The organism is Leptolyngbya sp. ST-U4 (genome assembly GCF_039962215.1).
Lineage (GTDB): Bacteria > Cyanobacteriota > Cyanobacteriia > Elainellales > Elainellaceae > Leptolyngbya_A.
On sequence record NZ_JAMPKZ010000001.1, the window covers coordinates 910,512 to 933,251 of the forward strand.

Annotated in this window: 21 protein-coding genes; 11 read left to right on the forward strand and 10 right to left on the reverse strand. The window is 51.9% G+C overall.

What is annotated here, in order from left to right; genetic code table 11:
- Nucleotides 1-76: 76 nt before the first annotated feature.
- Together tatA and NDA02_RS03970 are read right to left on the reverse strand one after the other, a co-directional pair.
- Complete coding sequence (gene tatA / locus NDA02_RS03965; RefSeq protein ID WP_190794338.1) at nucleotides 77-253, reverse strand: twin-arginine translocase TatA/TatE family subunit; 177 nt, start codon at nucleotides 251-253, stop codon at nucleotides 77-79.
- A 102-nt stretch (nucleotides 254-355) separates the two neighbouring features.
- A complete protein-coding gene (locus NDA02_RS03970) occupies nucleotides 356-1,156 on the reverse strand; it encodes a serine/threonine-protein kinase (RefSeq protein ID WP_190794337.1) in 801 nt (266 codons plus the stop codon).
- Between the two features lie 278 nt (nucleotides 1,157-1,434).
- On the opposite strand from NDA02_RS03970, the gene NDA02_RS03975 reads away from it, so the two are divergent.
- Both NDA02_RS03975 and cbiE read left to right on the forward strand, forming a co-directional pair.
- Nucleotides 1,435-2,169: a phycocyanobilin:ferredoxin oxidoreductase gene (locus NDA02_RS03975; RefSeq protein ID WP_190794336.1), complete on the forward strand. Its 735-nt coding sequence runs from the start codon at nucleotides 1,435-1,437 to the stop codon at nucleotides 2,167-2,169.
- A gap of 27 nt (nucleotides 2,170-2,196) precedes the next feature.
- A complete protein-coding gene (gene cbiE, locus NDA02_RS03980; RefSeq protein WP_190794335.1) occupies nucleotides 2,197-3,456 on the forward strand; it encodes a precorrin-6y C5,15-methyltransferase (decarboxylating) subunit CbiE in 1,260 nt (419 codons plus the stop codon).
- On the opposite strand, the gene NDA02_RS03985 is transcribed toward cbiE, so the two are convergent.
- Both NDA02_RS03985 and NDA02_RS03990 read right to left on the reverse strand, forming a co-directional pair.
- Complete coding sequence (locus tag NDA02_RS03985; RefSeq protein ID WP_242067574.1) at nucleotides 3,439-4,308, reverse strand: CPBP family intramembrane glutamic endopeptidase; 870 nt, start codon at nucleotides 4,306-4,308, stop codon at nucleotides 3,439-3,441. The genes cbiE and NDA02_RS03985 overlap by 18 nt on opposite strands.
- Nucleotides 4,309-4,448: 140 nt before the next feature.
- Entirely contained in the window at nucleotides 4,449-4,844 is a 396-nt protein-coding gene (locus tag NDA02_RS03990; protein ID WP_190794333.1) for an AbrB family transcriptional regulator, read from the reverse strand.
- Between the two features lie 613 nt (nucleotides 4,845-5,457).
- On the opposite strand from NDA02_RS03990, the gene NDA02_RS03995 reads away from it, so the two are divergent.
- The 4 genes from NDA02_RS03995 to NDA02_RS04010 all read left to right on the forward strand — a co-directional run bounded on the left by NDA02_RS03995 (nucleotide 5,458) and on the right by NDA02_RS04010 (nucleotide 9,534).
- A complete protein-coding gene (locus NDA02_RS03995) occupies nucleotides 5,458-6,501 on the forward strand; it encodes a succinate dehydrogenase/fumarate reductase iron-sulfur subunit (protein ID WP_190794342.1) in 1,044 nt (347 codons plus the stop codon).
- A 65-nt stretch (nucleotides 6,502-6,566) separates the two neighbouring features.
- Entirely contained in the window at nucleotides 6,567-7,541 is a 975-nt protein-coding gene (locus NDA02_RS04000; protein ID WP_190794332.1) for a glycosyltransferase family 10, read from the forward strand.
- Between the two features lie 20 nt (nucleotides 7,542-7,561).
- On the forward strand, nucleotides 7,562-8,566 hold the full coding sequence (locus tag NDA02_RS04005) for an Npun_R2821/Npun_R2822 family protein (protein ID WP_348248441.1): 1,005 nt from the start codon (nucleotides 7,562-7,564) through the stop codon (nucleotides 8,564-8,566).
- 35 nt (nucleotides 8,567-8,601) lie between these two features.
- Entirely contained in the window at nucleotides 8,602-9,534 is a 933-nt protein-coding gene (locus tag NDA02_RS04010) for an Npun_R2821/Npun_R2822 family protein (protein WP_348254443.1), read from the forward strand.
- Between the two features lie 37 nt (nucleotides 9,535-9,571).
- Here NDA02_RS04010 and NDA02_RS04015 read toward each other — a convergent pair whose 3' ends face one another.
- Entirely contained in the window at nucleotides 9,572-9,865 is a 294-nt protein-coding gene (locus tag NDA02_RS04015; RefSeq protein WP_348248431.1) for a YggT family protein, read from the reverse strand.
- Nucleotides 9,866-10,089: 224 nt separating this feature from the next.
- Between NDA02_RS04015 and NDA02_RS04020 the strand changes: the two genes are divergently transcribed.
- The 3 genes from NDA02_RS04020 to NDA02_RS04030 all read left to right on the forward strand — a co-directional run bounded on the left by NDA02_RS04020 (nucleotide 10,090) and on the right by NDA02_RS04030 (nucleotide 13,483).
- The gene (locus NDA02_RS04020; protein ID WP_190794329.1) at nucleotides 10,090-10,209 is read left to right on the forward strand and encodes a photosystem II reaction center X protein; all 120 of its coding nucleotides are present in this window, start codon (nucleotides 10,090-10,092) and stop codon (nucleotides 10,207-10,209) included.
- A gap of 439 nt (nucleotides 10,210-10,648) precedes the next feature.
- Nucleotides 10,649-11,503 (forward strand): Ycf66 family protein, encoded by an 855-nt coding sequence (locus NDA02_RS04025; RefSeq protein ID WP_190794328.1) that lies wholly within the window; start codon nucleotides 10,649-10,651, stop codon nucleotides 11,501-11,503.
- Nucleotides 11,504-11,998: 495 nt separating this feature from the next.
- Nucleotides 11,999-13,483 (forward strand): trypsin-like peptidase domain-containing protein, encoded by a 1,485-nt coding sequence (locus NDA02_RS04030; protein ID WP_190794327.1) that lies wholly within the window; start codon nucleotides 11,999-12,001, stop codon nucleotides 13,481-13,483.
- On the opposite strand, the gene NDA02_RS04035 is transcribed toward NDA02_RS04030, so the two are convergent.
- Entirely contained in the window at nucleotides 13,480-15,537 is a 2,058-nt protein-coding gene (locus tag NDA02_RS04035) for a serine/threonine-protein kinase (RefSeq protein ID WP_348254444.1), read from the reverse strand. The two genes, NDA02_RS04030 and NDA02_RS04035, sit on opposite strands and share 4 nt — an antisense overlap.
- A gap of 256 nt (nucleotides 15,538-15,793) precedes the next feature.
- Here NDA02_RS04035 and NDA02_RS04040 point away from each other — a divergent pair, with 256 nt between their 5' ends.
- Nucleotides 15,794-16,399, forward strand: a complete 606-nt coding sequence (locus tag NDA02_RS04040) for a hypothetical protein (RefSeq protein ID WP_190791060.1) — start codon at nucleotides 15,794-15,796, stop codon at nucleotides 16,397-16,399.
- A gap of 9 nt (nucleotides 16,400-16,408) precedes the next feature.
- Nucleotides 16,409-17,143, forward strand: coding sequence for a hypothetical protein (locus NDA02_RS04045; RefSeq protein WP_190791059.1), 735 nt, complete (start codon nucleotides 16,409-16,411; stop codon nucleotides 17,141-17,143).
- Nucleotides 17,144-17,372: 229 nt separating this feature from the next.
- Here the strand turns inward: NDA02_RS04045 and NDA02_RS04050 are convergent, their stop codons facing one another.
- The 4 genes from NDA02_RS04050 to NDA02_RS04065 all read right to left on the reverse strand — a co-directional run bounded on the left by NDA02_RS04050 (nucleotide 17,373) and on the right by NDA02_RS04065 (nucleotide 22,727).
- Entirely contained in the window at nucleotides 17,373-17,576 is a 204-nt protein-coding gene (locus tag NDA02_RS04050) for a hypothetical protein (RefSeq protein ID WP_190791058.1), read from the reverse strand.
- Nucleotides 17,577-17,696: 120 nt separating this feature from the next.
- A complete protein-coding gene (locus NDA02_RS04055; RefSeq protein WP_190791057.1) occupies nucleotides 17,697-19,091 on the reverse strand; it encodes an ABC transporter substrate-binding protein in 1,395 nt (464 codons plus the stop codon).
- An 86-nt stretch (nucleotides 19,092-19,177) separates the two neighbouring features.
- On the reverse strand, nucleotides 19,178-20,185 hold the full coding sequence (locus NDA02_RS04060) for a DnaJ C-terminal domain-containing protein (protein WP_190791056.1): 1,008 nt from the start codon (nucleotides 20,183-20,185) through the stop codon (nucleotides 19,178-19,180).
- Between the two features lie 226 nt (nucleotides 20,186-20,411).
- The gene (locus tag NDA02_RS04065; protein WP_348254447.1) at nucleotides 20,412-22,727 is read right to left on the reverse strand and encodes an S-layer homology domain-containing protein; all 2,316 of its coding nucleotides are present in this window, start codon (nucleotides 22,725-22,727) and stop codon (nucleotides 20,412-20,414) included.
- Between the last annotated feature and the right edge of the window lie 13 nt (nucleotides 22,728-22,740).

Here is a 22,740-nt window from a genome sequence, read left to right on the forward strand (position 1 = left end):
GGGTAGGAATCATCCCATCCGTTTTTTGGTGTCTTGAATTGTTTTAATCGGGTTCGTTTTCTCAGGAAAGGCGAACTTATTCCGCATCGAGATCCTGAATTTCAGTCTCCTCCGACGGCTTTTTCACTTCTTCCTTAAAGCCACGCAGCGTTTTCCCTAAGGCACTGCCCAATTCAGGAATTTTCTTAGGTCCAAAAATTAAAACGGCGGCGATCGCAATAATGCCCACTTCGGGCCAACCTAAACCGAACATGAAGTTACCTCGTTACGAGTCCTTTCCATCACTATAGGGCTTGATGCCCCTTGTTAGATTGGGTCAGATTGGCAGAAAATCGGCATTTGCTCAGGCTATCGGCTAGAGGGCAGCAAGGGCGGCTTCTACGGCAGGAAATCGATCGCTCAGTTCGGGTGCGGTCATGTTCTGGAGCCACTCTAGGAATTTGGGATGACCACTTAATACTTTCGCAATATCAATTCGCATCCCGTTTCGCGGCAGTTCAACCGGGTCGATACTGGTCATTGCCGTGATCAGGGTGATTCCCAGACTGTATAAGTCAGAGGCTTGCACTGCCCTTCTGCCCATTTGCTCAGGCGGCGTGTAGCCATCGGTTCCTACCATACTCGCCGTTGTTTCATCGTAGGGACTAAGTGATTTAATCAAGCCAAAATCGACCAGAGAAACGCGATCGATCATTGTCTGCGGCGGGCTAGCCAGCAGAATATTACCGGGGTTGATACCGCGATGAATAATGGGCGGCTGATGCTGATGCAGATCGCACAAAATCTCCAAAACTGCTTTTCCAAGCTGCTGCGCTTCGGCTTCGGTCAGGCGGATGCCCTGCTGAAGATATTGAAAAAGCGAGGTTCCTTCGACGTAGCTCCGCACCAGCACAAAGGCTTTTCCTTCTTCAAGTAACTCAATTTCGAAGGAACCGAAATAGTGCGAGGTTGCCGGATGGTTCAGAGTCTTCAGTACCTCAATTTCATGCTGAAACAGAGTCAGATCGCTGCTCAGCACCTCTGCATCCCGAACAATCAGCTTCAGAATTACAGGAGTTTGGGTCTGCAAATCCTGCGCGAGCAGTGTCCGTCGCCCCGATTTTTCGCCTAGCTGCTGTTCGACTTCGTATCGGTCGCCTAGAATCTGATCCGCCATAGCATTCCCTGATACTGGCTGTAAGTGTAATTTCTCTGAATATACTCTTAATTTAGAGCCTGCCTAATTGCCTGGTTTAATTGACTGGTTTGCTGTAGGGCGATCGAATCCTGCTTTGGGGCTGGAAGAATCTTCTGTGAGAAAATGCGCTCTGTTGTAAATTCATATCAATTCAGGGGGATAAATCGCTTCTGCGATATGCTGAGAAATTGGCGTTTGAAAGCCGCCCGAAGGGGTTCACTTTTGAATTCATGTATTAATACAACCTGCAATTTTCTATGTCTTCCTCCGCCGTTTCAATCCGTGAGCAGCAGCATTCGCTCATTCGTCATCTTGCCGATGCGATCGATTCAACCTGGCAGCAATTCCTGGATTTGTCGCCCTATCATTTGCCCGAAGATTTAGGCTATGTGGAGGGACGACTAGAAGGTGAAAAGCTGACGATCGAGAATCGCTGCTATCAAACGCCGCAGTTCCGGAAGCTGCACATGGAACTAGCAAAAATCGGTAACTCGCTCGATATTTTGCACTGCGTTATGTTTCCGCGCCCGGAATATGCCCTACCGATGTTTGGCTGCGACTTGGTGAGCGGACGGGGACAAATCAGTATGGCGATTGCCGATCTGTCGCCAGTGGGAACCAATCGATCGCTGCCGGAAAACTATCAAACCAATCTCGCTGCTCTACCGACGCTTGAGTTTTCCCAGTCTCGCGGTTTGCCGGAGTGGGGCACGATTTTTTCTGAGTTCTGTTTGCTGATTCGTCCGGTCAATGAAGCCGAAGAAGCGCAGTTTCTTGCACGGGTGACAGACTTCCTCAAAATTCACTGTCAGCAGGCAACCGCAACGCAGCCCACCCCCGATCGCCGCGACGAAATTATGGCAGGACAACGCCATTACTGCACCCAGCAGCAGCAAAACGATAAAACCCGCCGCGTCCTGGAAAAAGCCTTTGGAGAAGCCTGGGCAGAGCGATACATGACCACGGTGCTGTTTGATATGCCGACCGTTTGACCCAAGAGAATGCTCTGAGACAATTCAATGATTCACGTTGTCGGAATTGGTCTGGATGGCACATCTGGGCTGGCGGAATCGGTACGCCAAGTGGTCGATCGCGCCACACTGCTGGTTGGCAGTGCTCGTCATCTCGATTATTTTGCGGATCATCCTGCCGATCGCCTCGTGCTAGGTAATTTTCGTACGGCAATTCAAGCGATTCGCGATCGATTAAATCAGGATTTAAACCCGCAGGAGGAATCCGGCACGGTTGTTTTAACTTCTGGTGATCCGCTCTTTTTTGGCTTGGGTCGGCTGCTGCTAGCAGAATTGCCGCCCGATCGCCTCATGTTTCATCCCCATCTCAGTTCGGTTCAGCTTGCCTTTAGCCGGGTGAAACTGCCTTGGCAGGGGGCTGCGCTAATTAGTGCCCACGGTCGCTCGCTAGAGGAGCTGACGCGGGTACTGCAACAGGGAACTGAAACGATCGCCGTACTCACCGATTCCACGAATACGCCTGCTGCGATTGCGCGGCATGTACAGGGGCTTGATTTACCGCTCGCCTACCAAGTCTGGGTATGTGAAAATCTGGGCGGGACGGATGAACAGGTCAATTGCTTTTCGCCTGAAGAACTGCACGATCGATCGTTTGCCTCTTTAAATGTAGTGATTCTGCATCGATCGTCTGAGGCTGACTCGCCGGATCTGGCAACCCTGCCTGCTTTCGGCCTGCCGGATCATCTGTTTCTCAGCTTTTCCGATCGTCCGGGATTGATGACTAAGCGCGAAGTCAGAATCCTCATCCTGGGAGAATTGAGTCTGCCTCCGTCTAAGCGTTCCGTCATTTGGGATATTGGTGCAGGCACAGGCTCCGTTGCGATCGAAATGGCGCGGCTTTATCCCGATAGTCAGGTTTATGCGATCGAGCAAACTGCCGCCGGAATTAACCTGATCGAGCAAAACGCAGCCCGATTTGGCGTTAAAGTCATTCCCGTTCATGCCAAAGCCCCCGATCGGCTGGAAGAACTACCCGCGCCCGATCGCGTGTTCATTGGTGGTAGCAGCGGTCAGCTTGCAGAAATTTTGCATCAGTGCAGTCAACGGCTTGCTCCAAATGGAACGATCGTGCTGGCAATGGCGACGCTGGAAAATCTGACCCGATCGCTGTTCTGGCTTCAGGAGCAAACAGGCTGGAATCATCGACTGCTGCAAATCAATCTGGCGCGATCGACTCCCATCGCAGACCTGACCCGATTCACACCGCTTAATCCTGTCACGCTGCTGACGCTAGAACGCCAAGCCTAAAATTCCGCCTGTCGCCAGCAGGAATAGCAGCCCCATCGCACCTGCCAGCGGTTTATTGCCAATGCCCGTCGCCCATTCACCGACCCGGCCTTGATAGTGAATCGCTCCCAGCGTGTCCAGGCTTGCCATGACCCAAATCCAGCCCGCATGGAGTCCCCAGGCAAGCCCCAGATTGCCCCGATCGACCGATCGCGCCAGCACTAGCACCAGTCCCATCAAAAAGAGTCCAGGGAGCTGGGGCAGGTTCTCTTTGCCTTCCCAGACAAGATGCAGCACGGCGAAAATTAAGCTGGCAATCGTTGCTGCGACCCAAGGCACAAAATCACTTTGCAGCGTCGTCAGCAGAAATCCGCGAAAAATGAGTTCCTCGGTCAGGCTAATCCAGGTTCCAATCAGCAAGGTGGTGAGCAGGGTTGGGAGAACTGGAACGGGAGATTGAGCCGTAATCGTTTCCGTTGATTCTGTTGCTAATGAAGACTCAGTGGGAGGCAGTTGCCGTTTTACCCAGCCCAATCGCCACTCCAGCAGAAACAGGCTGAGCAAGCCTAGACTACCAAACGCTAATCCTCCGCCAAACGATCGCAGCAAATCGCTCTGCCAGGGCAAGCCATAATCTTTAAATCCTTTTCCTTCAAGCGCAACAATTCCCCACAAAACAAGTGGAGCTAACGCATAAAGCGAGGCAAGCAGCGGCAGTTTTTGAGCTGGAGAAATGGGCTGAGGAAATCGCCATTTCACAGCTTTGGCGATCGGGAGGGCGATCGGCAGCCAGCAAACTAGCCAAAGCACAAAAAACACCAATACTCGCAAAACTGCGATCGCATTGAGCCAAAAGGATTGAGCTAAGAGCAAGCAGCTATTAAGGGATAGAATCAAGGACGTTTCAGACAAAGATTTGAAATCGGGGACGAACCACAAAAAGAGTTTCTCCTAAGCCGATGCGAAGCAGTTCCCGCCGGGGGTAATCGATCGTCTTACTGAGTTACTCCTCTTTATTCCTCATCCTCAGAATCTTCGTCTGCACTGCTTACCTGAATCAGATGAATGTGCTTATAGCCTAGCTTGATTTCAAACTCGTCCCCAGGCTTCAATCCCATCTTTTCCGTATAGGTCGAGCCAATCACGATCTGACCATTTTTATGCACACTCACACGATAAGTTGGCTCTCGACCGCGTCCATCTTTTGTGCCTTCTGCATCGAGCGTGGTTCCTTTCGCTTCCAGCAAAGCCTCAAAAAAATCAGCCAGATTGACCCGCGTTTGGCTATTTCTGCCGACCGTGTAGTAGCCGCATCGTTTTGCCTTTTCCCGACGGGGCAAGTGTGAAAGTTCTTTTACTTTTTGAAGTAGGGCTTTTCCGGTTAGGGGGGTCGGTGAAATATCGTTCATTGCTCTTCCCAAACTTCCTTGCAATTTCCAGGGCAGAAACCTGCTACCAAATCTGCTATCTGCGAAGGTAATTTACCTTCATCTATAACGAATATAACGCTAAAATTCCCCCGTCGGATCATCAATCTCTCAGGAAAAACTGGTTCGCATTGTCGCTTCAAATTCCAGGATTGACTGAAGCTTTATTTGCTCTAAACCTGAATTGAAGAGATCGTTAAAAATATTTGCTTTGGCAACTCAGGTGCAATGAATCGCTCTGTTAATCAATAGCGAAAGCAAAGGACTTCGACCCTATCAGGATTATTCTGTTTGCCGTCTGATTGTTCCGGTCATCCCGATCGACAATCGGTCTTCACAATACGTTTTTTAGAGTTTATTGCTCACGATCGCCCTCAGCGGCAACAAATCCCACTCAAAGACTCAACAGAGGTTGCAGTACAAGCCTCAGTTAAAAAACTTTGTTATTCTCAACCAAAGCCTACTTTTTTCTTGCCGAATTTGTGGCAGTAGGAATCGCAGCAAACGAATCACCTGGAATCCTGCAGCAATACCCAACAACTGAAAAAAACGGCTTAGACTGGGAGAGTGGATGGCGAATTCGATCGATATTTATATGCAAGTTATTTTTAAAGTAGTTCGGCAAACCTCTGATAGTCTCCCGCAGATCCAAACCTATGAGCTGGATGTCGAGCCGGGAAACACAATTTTGGACTGCTTAAATCGAATCAAATGGGAGCAGGATGGCACACTGGCATTCCGCAAAAATTGCCGCAATACCATTTGTGGAAGCTGCTCAATGCGGATTAACGGACGTTCTGCGCTTGCCTGCAAAGAGAACGTGGGCAGCGAGGCGGCGCGACTTCAGGCAATTGCCGCCAGTCATGCTGAACATCCTGAAGGTAATGGCTTATCGCATAGCTCAACTTCAGAGATTCCGGTCTTCACGATCGCCCCGATGGGCAATATGCCCGTAGTCAAAGATCTGGTGGTGGATATGAAGAGTTTCTGGGATAACCTGCAAGCAGTCGATCCCTACGTCAGCACCGAGGCGCGGGCAGTTCCAGAGCGAGAATTTTTGCAAACGCCAGAAGAGCGCGATCGGCTCAATCAGGTGGGCAACTGCATTCTGTGCGGAGCCTGCTATTCCGAATGCAATGCGCGTGAGGTCAATCCTGAATTTGTTGGACCCCATGCCCTGGCGAAGGCATACCGGACCTTAGCAGATTCTAGAGACAGCCGCACCGAGGAGCGAATCGAGCAATACAGCGAAGGCACAAAGGGCGCATGGGGCTGCACACGCTGCTATTACTGCAACTCGGTTTGTCCAATGGAAGTCGCTCCGATGGATCAAATCGGCAAAATTAAACAGGAAATCCTCGATCGCCAGGATGATCAAGCGGGTCGCCCGGTGCGCCATCGCAAAGTGCTGGTGGAGCTGGTGAAAGAAGGCGGCTGGATTGACGAGCGCAAATTTGGCATACGAGTCGTGGGCAATTCCCTCCGTGACTGGCGAGGCATTCTGAGTCTGGGACCGCTGGGACTACGAATGCTGGCACGCGGCAAGTTTCCTCTTGGCTTTGAGCCATCTGAAGGCGTAACCGAAATCCGATCGCTGATCGAAGCAGTTCAGGCGATCGAAGAATCTGAACCGGTCTAACGCCCTGTTGCATCCTGCCAAACTGCGGGAACGATAAGCGAAGTTCAGCCGGAAATTCTTCGTTTATGGGCAGATGCACGATTGGAATGCTATCGTCTTACCAAAATATCAAACAAAGCGATTGGCTCTGGCATCAAACCCCAGAGCCATTTGGCGTTTGGCGCAACATCCAAATCCTGAAGAATGCGCCCCGTCCTGACTTTCTGCTGCTGTATCAGTTCGACTTTTACCGCAAAGCGGCGAAACCGCAACGTTTTCCCTGGCAGCGATCGACTAGCTGCATCGAAACCGTCAGTCTGACCGATGCCGATCGCCGTTCCCTGCCTCCGTCTCGTCTAATTTCCCTGATCCGCGAACCGCCCCTGACAGAAACACTGTCCCAACTTCAGCTTAATTATGAGGCGGCGAAGTCTACCTGCGGCTATGTCTCGGCTCCCGACGAGGCGGCTCCTACACCAGACTATATGCCTGCGATCTGGTATCACACGAACTCTTTCCGTGAACTCGATCAGATGCCCCCTCCCGCCAAGCCACGCACCTGTAGCTGGATCACTTCCGGCATCAATCGCACCGAAAATCACCGCAAACGGCTGGCATTCCTACACGACCTGCAAACGATCGCCCCCGGTCAGGTTGACATCTACGGTCGCAATCTGCCGCCGGAAGCTCAGGCAATGGGCGAATTATCCAATAAATGGCACGCGATGGCTCCCTACTATTACAACCTGGCGATCGAAAACTATGCTGAGAACGGCTGGTATGCCAGCGAAAAACTGTGGGACGCTCTGCTCGCTTGGTGTCTGCCCATTTACTACGGAGGCACTGCCGCCGATCGCCTATTGCCGCCCGGAAGTTTTCTGCGGTTGCCGAGCCTCGATGAAAAGGGAATTGCCTATATTCAGGAGGTGATTCGATCGCCAGAAGCCTGGTATGCCGCAAAATCAGCCATTGCCGAAGCGCGGCAGGTGATTCTACACAAGCTCAACCTTCTCAATTGGCTATCTGATTTCGTCGATTCCTATCCCCTGAATGACTCATGAACGCCACTATAAACGGCACGATAAGCGGCATTTGTACTCTGGCAAACGATCGCGTCTACGAACAGCTCATTGCCCTACTTAACAGCATTGAAGCCATGATGGGCGCAGAAATGCCCGTTTGTGTGTTTCCTTACGATGATCAGGTCGAGCAGATCGCGGCAGAAATCGATCGGCGTCCGAACGTACAGCTCTTTCAAGACCAGGCAATCATTGCCAAATGGGACAGCTATGTGCGCGAGATCTGGGACGCTCACCCTACCGCTCGCCACTGCTGGAACAATCCTGATCCGAACTACTATCACCGCATTGGAACCCATCGGCGATTCTGTTCCTTTGATGGACCCTTCGATCGCTTTGTCTACATGGATGCAGATACACTGCTGCTCAGTCCGCTAGACGACATCCTTGCTCAGCTCGATCGATCGGATTGGGTCGTCTATGACTTCCAGTACACTGATCCCAGCCATGTGTATGATCTGGCGGCGCCTCAACTTGCCCTGCTGTTTGACCCAGATCGCTTGCAGGAAATTTTCTGCTCCGGCTTCTATGCATCCAAACGAAACGTCTTCAGCCCGGAAATGCTGCATTGGCTGCTGAGCGAACTGCAATCGGGCGATGCCTCGGTGCTATACCCCATGGCTCCTGATCAGACGATTCTCAATTACATGGTGATGAAGGCAAAGCTTGCAGTCAATAATCTAGCGTTGACGCTGCCGATCGCTCAGCGAACAGGCTGTTGTGTCACTTCACCCCATTTCATCGAAGAAACTGCGGGGGGAGACCCGCTTTTGTACGACCGCGCCAATCGCCTGACTTACCTGCACTACATCGGTCTGTCTTCGGTTTTATTCAACCGTGTCTGTCGCGGCGAAAATATCAAGTTTCCCTACCGTGATCTTTTTCTGCACTATCGCTATCTGCACCAGCCGGAACAGCGTCCGATTCTGACTGGTAAGCCTCGCTTGTACAATCAACCTCCGGGCTTAATGCAGCGGGTTTTCCGAAAACTGCAACTGACGCGCTAAACCATTCGCCAAGCCATTCACTGAGGACTTCTACTATGAATCGCGGCATTTATATCGTCGCCAACGATCGCGTGCTCGATCAGTCGATCGCACTGCTGAATAGTCTAAGACTGCATGATCCAGACACGCCGATCGTTCTGATTCCCTACGACGAAAACTACCATCAGGTAGCGGCGGCTTTGGCACGGCATCAGGTGCAGCTTTTCCCCGATCTCAATCTGCTGGAACGCTGCTCCCAGCGGCTGCATCAAATTTTTGGCGATCGATTTTTTGACAAGCCTAATAAGCTGCGAAAGCAGGCCTGCTGGCTCGGACCCTTCGACGAATTTCTCTATATCGATACCGATATTGTGGTGTTTGAGAAAATCATCGACGTGCTGCACAATTTTGATCGCTATGACTTCCTCTGCGCCGACTACCAGCATCGCTCAGGAATTCAAAACATCTTTTCACCAATCGTCCAGCAACAGAGAATCTTTAGCCCAACCGAGCTGCAAGACGTGTTTAATAGCGGATTCTGGGCAGCAAAAAAATATTTACTGCCTGAAACAGACCTTTACGCGCTCTGTGCTGAGTGTGCTGCTCATCCAGAATACTTTGATTTCTCCGGCAAGGTCTCCGACCAGCCAATTCTCAACTACCTGGTGCTAAAGCAAATTTCACGTCGCCTGAACCTTGCTCACCACGATGAACCCATGCCCGGTAACTGGGCAGGCAGCCCCCATTTTATTTCTAAGAACTATCAGCTTTTTGATCCACAGACGGGGCGATCGCTGCAGTTTCTTCACTGGGCAGGGATTAAGATTCAGCCAGGATGCCCCTACTGGGAAATCTGGAAGCACTACCGCTATCTCAATGAAGCGATCGATGAAGCTGCCCTGCATGAAAAATACTCAGCTCACCCTACCAGTCAAACCAGCCCGGTTCAGCGAATGCTGCGGAAACTGGGACAATTGGTTAACAAATAGAGTGGTTAACAAATAGAGCTATCCTGCGCTTTACACCCTAAATTCCGCGATTCATCATCGTTAAAATGCCTTGCTGTCCCAGGAACAGCTCTCGCAGCAAGCTAAAGATGCCAACCCAGAGAATAGGCGTAATATCAACGCCTCCCATCGGCGGAATCAGCTTGCGAAGCGGGATCAGCAGTGGCTCTGTAATCAGGGTGATGATACTGAAGGGAAACTTAGCCAGGTCAACCTGCGGATACCAAGTCAACACAATGCGGAAAATAAACAGCAGGATCAGCAGACCCAGCAGTGGTGAAAGAACCCAGGTAGCGATCGTGGTAGCAGTCATAGACAGTTCTCAGCACGAAATGAGCGGCAATTTTTTTTAAGCTTCGTAACTTTCTACTCATATTTTAACCGTCCCCAAGCATGAATTTTGAGCTGTCAGCTTTGCTTTTGGTTGAATTCTGCCAACGCTTTCCTGCAATTGGCGATCGTGCCACTCTTCTCAAATGGGAAACAGACCGATAAGATATTTAATTCAGTAGCCTTATTCTTAACGGATAAACCCCTATGACACCCTCTCTCGCAAACTTCCTTTACAGCCTCCTGGCTGGCGTAGTCATTGTTGTCATTCCGATCGTGGTTGGACTTGTTTTTATTAGCCAAAGAGATAAGATTCAGCGTCAGTAGTGTTGTGGTCTAGCGTTCTAGTCTAGGTTCTCGTCTAAGTGCTGTGGTCTAAAGTACTGTACTTTTACTCTCTACTTCTGCAGTATCTGTACTTCTGCGGTAGGGAAGCTCTCCTATCTGCGCTAGGATAAATCTGGCTTGAAACTTCGCCCGTTTCATTCCCATTCTCAACGCTTGAGACCCTCAATCCTCGTTTAGATTAGCCTCGGAGGTGGCATTGACGGCAGCGCTCGTCTGTCCATGATGCGATTCCGGGGCTTTTAAGCATCACGTCATTTAGATTACGGCTAGATTACGGCATTTTTATTTCAGCATTCTGTTTCAGCATCGTGTGTATGCGAATCGGGTTGAACAATAAAGCAATGCCTTTTGCCGGATTGCAGTTGCGGATTCTACATTTACAGTCGCTAAGATAGGGACATAACATCGGAGAACTGAAATGGTAAACGTCGGATTCGGCTTGCCTAGCGTCCTTGGCATCGCGCTGATTCTTGCAGGAGCCGGACTATACTTTCTGCGGACGATGCGACCTGCCTTAGCCCGCGACCAGGATATTTTCTTTGCAGCCATTGCCCTGCTTTGCGGCGGCATTCTCTTCTTTCAGGGCTGGCGGCTTGATCCGATTTTGCAGTTTGCCCAGTTTCTCTCGACCGGGGCAGCCGGTTGGTTTGCGATCGAGGCAGTTCGTTTGCGCGGCATTGCCACAGAGCAGGCAAAGCGATCGACTCCGGTTGTGGATGAAGAGCGTCCAGTAAGCCGAGTTTATCGGGCTGAACTGGATGATCTCACGCCGATCGACGAACGCAGCCGAGTCAGTCCTTCGCGTCGGATTCGGGGCAGCCGGGATTCCAGAAACGAATATGACGACTATGCAGACGATCGCCGCCGGAGTCGCACCTCCGATTACCCTACAGGGGGAACAGCTTCGCAGCGCTATGTCGCAGACGATCGCTCTCGTCGTCGGGCTGCCCGACCATTGCCTCCCGATCGATCGCAGACAAACCGAGATTGGGATGATGATTTTGACAGCTCCTCAACGCGCAGACGGGATACAGATAGCCGGAACGTAGAGCCGCCCAGCTACGACAGCGACTATGGCTCAAGCGGCAGCTATAGCTCCAGCACCTATAATTCCAGCACCAACAATACGGATGAGTCGCCCCGTTCTCGTCGCCCCCGATCGAATTCGAGTGCTTCGCCACGTCGTCGCAGTTCTGAATCGATTCGATCGACCTCAGATGTCTCTTCGGATTACGTAGATTATCAACCTGTTGATTATCCTGATGAGCCTTAAGCCTTTACCTTTCTAAAAACCGAATTATTCCCAAATCATTTATCAGTGGGGGTGGAAATCTGAAGGAATTCAGTTTCTATCCCCTTTTCTGTCCAGGGCATACTGCCAATTTTTTGTGAGCTGATCTATTCTGAATAATCAGGATAGCTGGCTGGGTACTTTGAGACAGCGGGCATTGCCATTGACAAACGGGGAGGGGCATCAGCAGTTATAAAGCGAAATCATCAGTGATTCGCCGATCGCTGCAAATCAAAACCAGCCTGAGTTTTATCTGAGCCTTTCTTAAATTCCATCTGATCCATCTGACAATCTCCCAGCCAATCTCACATGACGCTTTAGCAATCTGTTAAGCGTTTCTCTAGCAGGGTAGACACCAGTTTGACCGGATTTAAAGGCTAAGACGGTGAATGGCATAAAGACGGCGGCAATTCATTTCCTTTAGACTCGATCGTAATCTATTCGTCTCCTCACTCTCATCAATCGCGTGGTGACAGCATGAATCGTAAATTTCTCCGCTCCGTAACTTCTGGTTTTGCAGTGCTAGGAACCGCACTTAGCTTTAATCTGCTGAATGCAGTCAGCTCAGTAGAACTGCTAAATCTGGCTCGTTTTGGGCAAACGAATGCCTCCTCTGCGCTGGCGCAAACCCAGGATCAGGAGGAAACCGTCAATGTTCGGGTGTATCAGCAGGCAAGCCCAGCGGTAGTCTCGATCAAGGCAGGGGAAGGGACAGGCAGCGGCATTGTAATTTCTCAGGATGGCTTAGTTTTAACGAATGCTCACGTCGTCAGCGGATCTGAAAAGGTCACAGTGACGCTGGCAGACGGGCGAGAATTTGAAGCCGAGGTTATCGCCTTTGGTGAAAATGGGCTAGATCTAGCAGCTGTGAAGATTGACGGACAGAATGATCTGCCAACAGTGCGGATCGCGCCTGCAGGATCGGTAGCAGTGGGTCAACGCGCCTTTGCGATCGGCAACCCCTTTGGACAGTTTCAGGGAACCTTCACTACAGGAATTGTTAGCCGGGTTGACAGCAATCGAGGCTTGATTCAAACTGATACGGCAATTAACCCCGGTAACTCTGGTGGACCATTGCTTAACGGTCAGGCAGAGCTGATCGGAGTCAACAGCGCAATTTTCTCTCCGGGCAGCAACGGCACGAATAATACGGGAATTGGCTTTGCTATCTCGGTCGATCGCGTCCAGCCTTTTCTAACTGCGGTGAGAGAGGGGAGTGCCCCGCGTGTCGCACAACAGTCGCCGCTGTTGGGAGGAGGCTATACTGCTGAACGAATTGCGATGAATAGGCCTGTGAGTGGGCGGCTCGATCGCGACAGCAATGTTTTGCCGACTGATCGCAGCTTCTTCGATGCCTACACTTTTGAGGGACGGCAGGGCGATCGCATCACGATCGAGATGAGCAGCAGCCAGGTTGATCCGTTTATCATTCTGCTCGCTCCAGATGGTCAAAACGTGGCTCAGGACGATGATAGCGGCGGTGGCTCGAATGCACGTGTCACTGCGGCTCTGCCTGTAGATGGCATCTACACGGTGCTGGCAAACACCTATGCGGCGGGCGAAACGGGCGACTACAGCATTCGATTGGCGGCGGGAGGATCAACCCCTCAGCAGCAGGGACAAACCTTGCAGCGTCAGAGCGGACAGGCACTTCTGCGCGAACAGGGAACACTGGGTCCAGGTTCGCCTGTGCTTCCTTCGGACGGCAGTTTCTATCAGGAATACAGCATTGAGGGGCGGCAGGGGCAGTCCATCACGGTTTCGATGGAAAGTTCCGACTTTGACACCTATGTCATCGTGGTTGATGCGAGCGAACGCGTCATTGCCCAAAATGACGATGCCACGCCGGAGAATACCAATTCGACCGTAACGGTAACGCTGCCGGAAAACGGAACCTATCGGATTATTGCCAACTCCTACGATCGCTCGGGACGCGGTTCTTTCACCCTGGAAGTCCGTTAGTTTTTCGCTTCGGGTGCTTCTGGGCGGGCGGCTTCTACTGGAGCAGAAGTGACATTGTCAATGGCAAGATTGAGCTGATAGTCAGTCGCAGTCTTTCCTCTGGCAACGATCACAATCTCGTAATAGCCAGACTGGGGTAGATTGCCCGTCCAGGTTACATCGGTTGAGTCTTCCAAAAGAACGGGCAATTCGCGGGTTGGCTTCGGCAAATAGATCGAGAGCAAGGTGCTTTGGGACGCAGCCTGGATATTCAGGCGCATGATCTGTCCCTCAGACAAGTTTGCCAGAAAAACCCTCCCAGTTCCGGGGGCAAGGCGACCATTCACCTGCTGACTAAATGTGCCCGGAGCAAACTGAATTTTTTCCAGGGCAGTATGGTTTAAAGTTTTAACCTGCTCGGCTGCCATACCGTGCCACACCTGACCGATCGGCTGATCGATAAAATTTTGCCCCTGCTGGTCAGGAAACAGCGCGAAAAAGCGAGCATCGGTCAAGTCGAACAGCGATCGACTGCTGACATAAAGCTGGTTGATCTGCTCTTTCCAGCGATCGCGATCGGCTTTGGTGTAGCTGCCGAGCTTCTGGCGGACAGTTTCGCTCAAGTTCGTCTCAAGCAGGCTGAGCCACTCCGCAGCAATGATATCCCAGGTTTTTCGCAGCTCCTGATCCTGAGGTGCATTGGTTAGCGTGCGCCCCTGCTGATCGGGATAGCGGGTATAAAACGTTTGATTGGTAAGCTGCACGAGAAAGGAAAAATCAACGCCAAGGCTCTGGCTCCGCTGCTGAGGCGTCATTTGACGATTTCCTTGCTGAGAACTCGGACTACGACTGGAAAAAAGCGGCAGCCATCGATCGTGTGCCATCCAGCCTGCCCCACCCAGAGCCAGCACCACACCGCCCAACGCCGCCCATTGGTGCCACTGAACCTGATTTTTTGCTTGACCCCTAGCAATGGTTTGAGGCGCAGTGGGAGCAGTCGCCATGCCTGGGGGAGAACCGCCTGATATCGCCTGAGGAGAATGAAGATGTTCAGCGATCGGAGCCGTGGGCAGATGAGCAGTCGCGGCATTTTCCTGAACCTGAAGCGGCAGTTGATGGGCAGCCGGAACCAAATTGGCTTGCTGAAGTGCTGTTAACACGGCATCAGCAGAACGAAATCGATCGTCAGCGTGGGAGGCCAGCATTCGCTGTAAAATCTGGGTCAAGGCTGGGCTGATTGCAACCGATCGCTGCCACTGCGGACGGGTGCCCTTCATTTCGAGCAGCCATGTGGGTTCCTGCCCCGACAGCAGCACCAGCACGGTGACGGCAAGGGCATACAAATCGCTCTGAGGGGAAACAACCCCCTGCTGCATTTGCTCGATCGGGGCATAGCCAATTTTGCCTAAACGGGTCGCGGCAGGAGCAACCTGAGCGGGAGGTACAAACTGCAATTCAGCCGCCGCCGAAACTTGTTTTACGCCGCCGAAATCAATTAGAACAGGCAAACCGTCACTCGATCGCAGAATCAAGTTGTCGGGCGAAATATCGCGGTGAATCACGCCAGAGTGATGTAAATAAGTTAGAACGGGCAAAATCTGGGTCAAGAGCTGGCAAACCTCTGGCTCCCTGAATGTGCCTCCCTGCTGCTGTCGCTGCTGAAGCAGTTGCCCATAGGTTTCTCCAGGAATGTAGTCCTGCACCAGAAACAGATGACTGCGATCGCCCAGCACCGCCCGAAACAGTTCCCGAAAACGCGGAATCTGAGGATGATGCAAGCCGTAGAGAATCCCTGCTTCTCGCTCAAACAATTCTTCTGCTTTTTGCAGCGAAGACGTGCCCTGAACCTGCGGCGCAAATTCCTTCAGCACACAGGCCTCACGAAATCGGTTTAAATCTTCGGCAAGGTAGGTGCGCCCAAAGCCGCCGTGCCCGAGTTCTCTGACGACTCGATACCGATCGCCTAAAATCAAGTCCTGCTGCATTGCCCGACTGCTCAGCTTCTCGCCGCACAGATAGCAAAATCGGTTGTCGCCCGGATTCGGATGTCCTCGACTGCAAAAAACAGCGGCCATAGAAATAGAAATAAAAGAATAGGAATAAAAATGGAGGTTGTAGACTAGCTCACCCCTAGCTTAATGGAAGTCCCTTCGACTGTGGAAAAAGGGCCCACTACTTCAGCCGCAGTCGCAGAGAAAATTCACATAAGCTGGAACCTTTTGCCGCGATCAGCTCGTCTGTATTAACAAGATTCCCATGATAAGATTCCCGCCCCTATCATCTGGCTCTCCTTTTGACTCTACTTTTATCTACGTAAGGAATTGCGGAACTATGAGGACGTTTGTGCTGGCTGCTGTTTCCTCGCTGACTCTGACAACAGGCTTAGCAGTTTTTCCGGTTCGTGCTTCGACTTTAATCAGCAATACCTCATTGCTATTCGCGCAGCGCGGAGGGTTAGGAGACGCAGAAGAAATCTGTACCGAGCAGGCAGAAAATCGGGGACTGCGGGTGCGTGAGATTTTATCGATCCAGCCGGTAACGGGCGGAGCTGAGGTTCAGATGCAGGTGAGCCAGCGGCAGGGTAGCTCTTTTGTAGTGGGGTGCGACTATTCCAGCGGGACGGGCAATGTGCAGCTTTACCGGCTGGAGGGAGTCGATCGCAGCGATCGCGATGATGACGACAACCAAGACTGGCGCAGAACCTATTCCGATGGCGGCAGCGTTCGCAGCCAGAGTGATGCCGAAGATGTGGCGCGGGCAGTTGTGGGTCAGCGGCTCAGCATTCGCGACCCCTACTCAGATGTGGTGGAGATTGATGATGTCGATCGCGTCGAGAGCAATCGTGCCTGGGAGGTGAAAGGACGGGTCAACGGTGCGCCCTTTATCGTACGGATTCGTGCCAGCGATGCCTATGTGCTGGGATTTGATTTGTTTTAGTTTGAATTCATGAAACTCAAAGTTCTTTTTTCGGCGATGCTAGGTGGAGCGATCGCATCGATGGGTTGTTCTGCCCCTGAAAACCCCAATGCCGGTTCGCCTTTTGCTGCACCCGCAAATTCTTCAACGGTTGCGGATTCGCGTGTGATTAGCAGCCCGGTCATTTCGGCTCCGGCTCAAGATGCCACTGCTCCGGCAGCCGAGTTTTTGATTGTCCCCGGAGCGCGAGTCGGGCAGATTACAGCCGCAACAGCATTTGACGATCTGGTGAATCTCTATGGCTCGGAGCAATTAACAAATCAGCAGTTTTCCGTGGGCGAAGGCGAAATGCGCCCCGCAACACGAGTAGATCTGGGCGAAACGCGATCGTTCACCGTGATCTGGCGCGATGAAAGCCGGACGCAAGCCGAAGCCGTCTCGCAGTTGGGCACAGAGTGGAAAACGGCTGAGGGTATCGGCATGGAAGCCACCCTGATGGATTTACAGGCAGCTTTGGGACCGTTTCAGCTTTATGGCTTCGGCTGGGATTATTCAGGAACAGTTGTGCTTACCGGAACTCGGCTGGCTCAATATGAGGACTTGCTCATTCTGCGGCTGGCTCCTCAGCCAGGAACGATCGAAATGCGATCGGCTGACTTCGAGGCAGTCATGGGAGACCAGCTTTTTGACTCTGATAATCCTCACCTGGAAGCCCTTTATCCGACGGTGAATCGAATGATTGTCAGGCTGACTAAAGCTCCTTAGCCTGAATACCTAGCCTGTCCACATCAGGCATTCTTGTGAGCATTTTCAGGTTGGCAGCCCCCCAAATCCTCCAGGGGGACTTTCAACTCCGAATTAGGCTCGGTTTCTTCCAGAATTAAGGGGTTAGGGGGCAAGCAGTAGCAATTTGAACCTGGGTAGCAAGATGGAGGTACACCGTAGTCTCTCTACAGCAGGGATTAGCGGAAATCAAGCTCCTTGAAAGCTCACCCTAAGCCTTGATCCATTGTTCGGGTTGGGAGCCTTGCACCCATTGATAGCCATTGCAAGCAAGCCAGGAAGTCACATTGCCGCGAATCGGAGAGATAAAGACAGGCGTGGGGGCACTGTCTCCGTTTTGCACATCAACAGGAAGGACCTGAAACCGGGTCGAAGGGGTTTCAGGATTAAAGACAACGGTCACTGTTTGAGCCATAGGAGGGAATGAAAAAGTACTTAATTTTTGCCAAACCGAGGGTGCTTTTATTATCTAATGTTGTGTTGTGTTAGCGATCAGATTGCCTAATCTGTAAGACAACCGAATGGGTGACGCAACCTAATCAGCAGGACTGATGCGATCGATCCGCTTAAACTGCCCGCGATCGTCTACCGTCCAGACATCGTAGTTGCCTTTGACATCCCCAGCGCGATCGATGTCGACTTTGCCGCTGACTCCGTTGTAGTTAATTTCTTGTCCGTTCTTGAGTAGAGCCAGCCCTTCGCACACATGGTTCACCGTCATCCCTGGAGGATTGGCAACCTCTCTCAGCTTTGCCTGGATTTCCTCACGGCTGTTTGATTTTGCTGCCTGAGCCGCCAGCATCACTAGGGCAGCAGCATCCCAGGTTTGCCCCACAAATAGTCCCGGAGGGCTGCCAAACTGCTCCTGCCACAGTTTCGCTAAATCAGAAAAGGCTGAACCATCTGATGCCGGAGCCGTCCCGATCGCTCCTGACAGAAGAGACGTGCCATCCGTCGCTTTGCCCACTCGTTGAACAAAAGCATCGATGCGAACTTCGTCTGTCAGCACGACTGGAACTCCCTCTGTTAACCCCATCTCAGCCGCAGATTTTAGCAGCGACGCACCTGCTCCCGGATCAAGAATAGCGATGACTGCATCAGGCGGATCAAAGGGACGAAACGCAGCATAGGCAAACTCTTCCAGTGTAAAGGGGTCAGCGTTAACGGCGTAGCGCAGGGGTTGAGTTTTATCAAGTACAGTGCCGCCTTGCTTTTCAAAAGCCGCAATAAATGCTTGTTCAAGAGCGATCGCATCGGGCTTGCTAACCGTAATCGTTGTGACGGTGCGAAAGCCGCGTTTCTGGGCGAGCTGTGCCAGAGCGATCGCTTCCTCCGTTTCGGAAGGAACCGTTCTTGCCCAAAATCCTTTGTATGTTCCCTGCTGGGCACGATTAGTCAATGAGGAGCTAACGCTGGCAGGCGAAATCAGCAGTACTTTATTCTGAACAGCAACGGGTAGGGCTATCGCAGTTACCTCGCTCGAAAACGCTCCTACAATCGCGCTGACTCGATCGGCTTCGACAAGCTTGTCCAGGGTCAGTGCTCCATCGAGTGGTTTAACAGCTTGGTCTTCGACCACCAGAGAAACAAAGGCATTATTCACGCCGCCGCAGCGATTGACCGTATCCACCAGGAGGGGCAACGTTTGAAGCATCGGTCGTCCTACCTGACCCAAATCTCCGGTGACAGGCAGCATTGCCCCTAGCTTTAATCCGCCCTCGCTGCGGGGCTGGCGATCGGGGCGTTGGGAATTGTTCTGCTGATTGTGCTGGCTCCAAAACGGACGCTCGCCCAGCAGTACCGAAGAGTGACAGCCTACCAGCAGGAATCCCAGGAGACTGGAGCCGATTACCCGGTAGGGAAAACCGCTTCGCAACGCCGCAGGGCTGAACTCGCGAAGCCAGGATGTGAAATCGCGCAATAGGGGCATAGGCTACATTCAGCAGAACAAAGATTCAGGGATGAGCGTCCTTTGACGAGCCTATCATGGCACAACCCTCAGCTTGCACCACAACCCTAGAGTTTAATTTGTTTGAGCTGAGCGCGGGGATCGGTGCTGCGGTTATCGCGCAGGGTTTCGTATGCCTGCTGCTCGATCGGGCTAAGGCTGGTTGACGGTACAATCACCACTCGCACCATCTGATCACCTCTGCCGCCCTTGGGATTGAGCCAGCCCTTACCCCGTAGCCGCAAAGTTTGACCTGATCGAATTCCGGCAGGAATGTTCATCGTGACGCTGCCATCGGGAGTAGGAATTTCGATCAACGCACCCAGAACCGCTTCATCGGGAGCGATCGGCACTTCGCAGGTCAAATTGTCGCCCTCAAACTTAAAGAAGGGGTGAGACTGCACTTCCACAGTTAGGTAAAGATTACCGCGCTGCTGATTGTAAGGATTCACCTGTCCCTTGCCGCGAATGGTCATGCGGCTGCCCGGTTTGACTCCGGCAGGAATCCGCACCTTGATGTCTTCAGTGCCGACGCGCAGATTTTTTTGAACGCCATGAAAGGCTTCTGAGAGGGTCAGGGTCAGGGTAGCTTCCAGATCAGTCGGAACGTTAGCGGCGGAATTTCCAAAGTCTGCATAATCGCTGAATCCACCATATCCAGAACTGCCCGGATTGGTGCGATAGGTGTAGGCGCGACGACCCCCGCCCGGTGCACCCGCAGTGCCGCCAAATTTACCCAGCAGCTCGTTAATAAATTCGTCAAAGCTGCCGTACTGACTGAAATCAAATCCGCCAAAATCTGCGCCCGGAGTTCCGGTCGGACTACTGCTTGGAGTGCCAACCCGGTTCCAGTACTGACCAAACTGATCGTACTTGCGCCGCTTATCAGTATCAGATAAGACTTCGTATGCTTCGTTGACTTCTTTAAATTTTGACTCTGCCGATTTATCCCCTGGATTTACATCAGGGTGATATTTCCGCGCCAGTCGTCGGAATGCCTGCTTAATTTCATCTGCACTGGCAGTTTTGTTGACTCCCAGGACAGCGTAGTAGTCTTTAAAGTCGGTTGCTGCCATTCAGCCAATTCCTTTAAGCACTTAAATATAGCATCTGCCTATAAGCTATCAGGATTCTGACCTGCTGCGGGTTCGGTTGCAAGGCAGGAAATAGGGAAATTCCCGTACTTTAGCCCGTTAGAAATTCAGCGTTTGGGGTTCAGAACTTTAGCAGGGCAGGGATATCTATAGCTCTTATCGATCGAATGGGTATAAAAGCTCCACCGTTCCGAATTCCGAATTATTCCTACGCTAGTTCTTGAGTCATAATTCGCCGCAGGATTTCTGTGACTTCTGCCGCAACTCTGGCATCGAGCTGTCTGGCTTCTTCGGCTGCATTATTAAGAGCTTTGGCAGCTCGCAGCGCAAGGCTAAAGGTACGCAGGACGGCAGGTTTCCCTGCTTGAACCGGACGATGATCTCCTAAAGGGAGGTGCTTCGTATCAATAAACCAAACCAGCCCTACATAGCAAAGCTCAGTGCGATCGCGAATTTGACTGCGCCCAAACCCCACTTTAGAGACAATTACCGGAGCCTGAATGCTGCTGCTCAGGTGCAGCCGCTCGATCGCCCCATCTAGATAGCGAGCGTTATCCATTGCCATTGCCCGCACCACCGTTTCTAAACTGCTCCACTGCGCCGCTGGCAAACTGGCAGCCGTCGGTAAATAATTATGCCAGCCTAACATCGCGGCGAATCGTGCCAGATCGCAGGTTGAAATGGCATTTGTGCCCAGATGATCGCTGTAGGCAGATTTAAGCAGCACGGCTTTTGTGGTCTGGCTCCAGAGGTCGGGGTTTTGGATAAAGGGCGGTTCGTCGTAGCGTCCGGTAAAGTCGAGATAGCGATTGCCTGTCAGGTTTCTCACCCAGTTTTCCAGTTCTGGCGGGGTAAAAAATTGCTTAAAGGTTGCCGCCGCTGCATTTGATGACGCGATCGCGCGTTGATAGCTCATCGGATCCACTGCCAGATTATAAAATCCATACCCTTCTGGGCTGCCCACCGGACGCACCAAACAATCTCGCACGTTCGCGTCGGGCTGGACTGCGTTTGCCTGACAAACCACATTGAGCAGGGGAATGATTTTTGTCGTACTCCACATTTCAACGTTATCCAGTGCGTTTCTGCCTGACCAGTGGGTTTGCATTGTGCCGTTGACAAGGCTGCCAACGCAGAGGCAAGCCTCTTGAATATCGGGATGAAGAAAGTCTAAGCCAGTGCTATCGATCGCGGGCAGTGTGCCGTATTCAGGAAACGGAGTAAAGAAAACCCGCTGATTCGTTCCCGTTAAAACATTGCTGTCGCCCAGCGAGGCGATACGAAGCCGTTCCGCCGAGGGGGTAATTACCTCTTCGTCTAGTTTTGCGGCTAAACGGGCTGGAAACTGCGAGATATCAGCAAAGTAGCGTGAACTGGCAGCCCCGCGATCGAGAAATGCCAGCCGATTGCCGGGATAAGCGACTTCCTGCGCCAAAAATTCTTTGTAGACTGCGTTTCGATCTTGCGCCGATGCCAGAAAATAGTCGATCGGGTCAGCGTGGGTGAGCGTCCAGCCCAGCTTTTCATCCAGCACGCCTGTTTTCATCGTGTTTAGACTGTAGAAATCACAAAACGTGGTTAAACCCTGCTCGGTCTCAAAATTGTATTCCCCGTTAATGCGATCGGCTGGATAAAACTGAAAATTGGCAAGCACCGTTTGAATGTCCTGCATCAGCCGGGCACTGCCGCGCCATTGCGGAAAGGCAACCGTGACATTCCCCTTCAGGTCATTAATTCCTAAACCACAGGTGGAATACGCAAGCGGTACTGCATGATTTAGCTTGAGAACACGACACAAAATCGCGGCAACCTCGCCTCGTGTAGCGTTCTGATCGGGATAGAACTGCCGCACATCCGGATAGCTCACCACAATATCTTGCAGAATTGCTGCCGCAGTGGGCCAGCGCGTCCAGTCGGGAATGCGATCGGCATCTTTAAAGTAAAGCTTCAAAATTTGCAGTGGATGAGCAGGCGACTCAAAGCCCAGTGCCGTCCCCAAAACCGCCATAACCTGAGTACGTGAAATCGGTTGATTGGGTAGAAACGTCCCATTGTGATAGCCCGAAAACCAGCCGTTCAGGGAGGCTTGCTCAATGCCAGAATATGCCCAGTAAGCCGCAGGAACATCAGAAAACGCGATCGCTCCATTGATCGCCCCATTGAGTGCCCCATTAAGGGAACTGCTTTGCATCGGCTCACGCACAGGCTCGGCGTCAAGAAAAATGAGCGACAAAATGACTGCAAATTCCGCTCTGGTCAGGAAACTGTCCGGGCGAAAGGTTTGGTCTGGATAGCCGTTGAGGATACCCCGTTTCGCGATCGCCTGAATTGAGGCTTCTGCCCAGTGATTTTGAATATCTGAAAACAAAGAAGAAGTTCGATCGCTTGCGATACCACTGCCCCCGATCAGGCGTTCAACTTTGCGGTAGCCCAAGACAAGGGAGGCAAAACTAAAACTTAAGACAAGAAACTGACGGCGAAAGATCACACGCATCGCATTCGCGTTGACTCCGCCTCTTTTCATGCCAGTAAAGATG

Excerpts from the sequence above, each read along its gene's own strand:
- NDA02_RS03970 (WP_190794337.1), bottom strand. The coding sequence starts at position 1,156 with ATGGCGGATCAGATTCTAGGCGACCGATACGAAGTCGAACAGCAGCTA.
- NDA02_RS03990 (WP_190794333.1), bottom strand. The coding sequence starts at position 4,844 with ATGAACGATATTTCACCGACCCCCCTAACCGGAAAAGCCCTACTTCAA.
- NDA02_RS04055 (WP_190791057.1), bottom strand. The coding sequence starts at position 19,091 with ATGCCCCTATTGCGCGATTTCACATCCTGGCTTCGCGAGTTCAGCCCT.
- NDA02_RS04040 (WP_190791060.1), top strand. The coding sequence starts at position 15,794 with ATGAGGACGTTTGTGCTGGCTGCTGTTTCCTCGCTGACTCTGACAACA.
- NDA02_RS04020 (WP_190794329.1), top strand. The coding sequence starts at position 10,090 with ATGACACCCTCTCTCGCAAACTTCCTTTACAGCCTCCTGGCTGGCGTA.
- NDA02_RS04035 (WP_348254444.1), bottom strand. The coding sequence starts at position 15,537 with ATGGCCGCTGTTTTTTGCAGTCGAGGACATCCGAATCCGGGCGACAAC.
- tatA (WP_190794338.1), bottom strand. The coding sequence starts at position 253 with ATGTTCGGTTTAGGTTGGCCCGAAGTGGGCATTATTGCGATCGCCGCC.
- NDA02_RS04060 (WP_190791056.1), bottom strand. The coding sequence starts at position 20,185 with ATGGCAGCAACCGACTTTAAAGACTACTACGCTGTCCTGGGAGTCAAC.
- NDA02_RS03975 (WP_190794336.1), top strand. The coding sequence starts at position 1,435 with ATGTCTTCCTCCGCCGTTTCAATCCGTGAGCAGCAGCATTCGCTCATT.
- NDA02_RS03995 (WP_190794342.1), top strand. The coding sequence starts at position 5,458 with ATGCAAGTTATTTTTAAAGTAGTTCGGCAAACCTCTGATAGTCTCCCG.
- NDA02_RS04030 (WP_190794327.1), top strand. The coding sequence starts at position 11,999 with ATGAATCGTAAATTTCTCCGCTCCGTAACTTCTGGTTTTGCAGTGCTA.
- NDA02_RS04025 (WP_190794328.1), top strand. The coding sequence starts at position 10,649 with ATGGTAAACGTCGGATTCGGCTTGCCTAGCGTCCTTGGCATCGCGCTG.
- NDA02_RS04045 (WP_190791059.1), top strand. The coding sequence starts at position 16,409 with ATGAAACTCAAAGTTCTTTTTTCGGCGATGCTAGGTGGAGCGATCGCA.
- NDA02_RS04000 (WP_190794332.1), top strand. The coding sequence starts at position 6,567 with ATGGGCAGATGCACGATTGGAATGCTATCGTCTTACCAAAATATCAAA.
- NDA02_RS04050 (WP_190791058.1), bottom strand. The coding sequence starts at position 17,576 with ATGGCTCAAACAGTGACCGTTGTCTTTAATCCTGAAACCCCTTCGACC.
- NDA02_RS04065 (WP_348254447.1), bottom strand. The coding sequence starts at position 22,727 with ATGAAAAGAGGCGGAGTCAACGCGAATGCGATGCGTGTGATCTTTCGC.
- cbiE (WP_190794335.1), top strand. The coding sequence starts at position 2,197 with ATGATTCACGTTGTCGGAATTGGTCTGGATGGCACATCTGGGCTGGCG.
- NDA02_RS04010 (WP_348254443.1), top strand. The coding sequence starts at position 8,602 with ATGAATCGCGGCATTTATATCGTCGCCAACGATCGCGTGCTCGATCAG.
- NDA02_RS04015 (WP_348248431.1), bottom strand. The coding sequence starts at position 9,865 with ATGACTGCTACCACGATCGCTACCTGGGTTCTTTCACCACTGCTGGGT.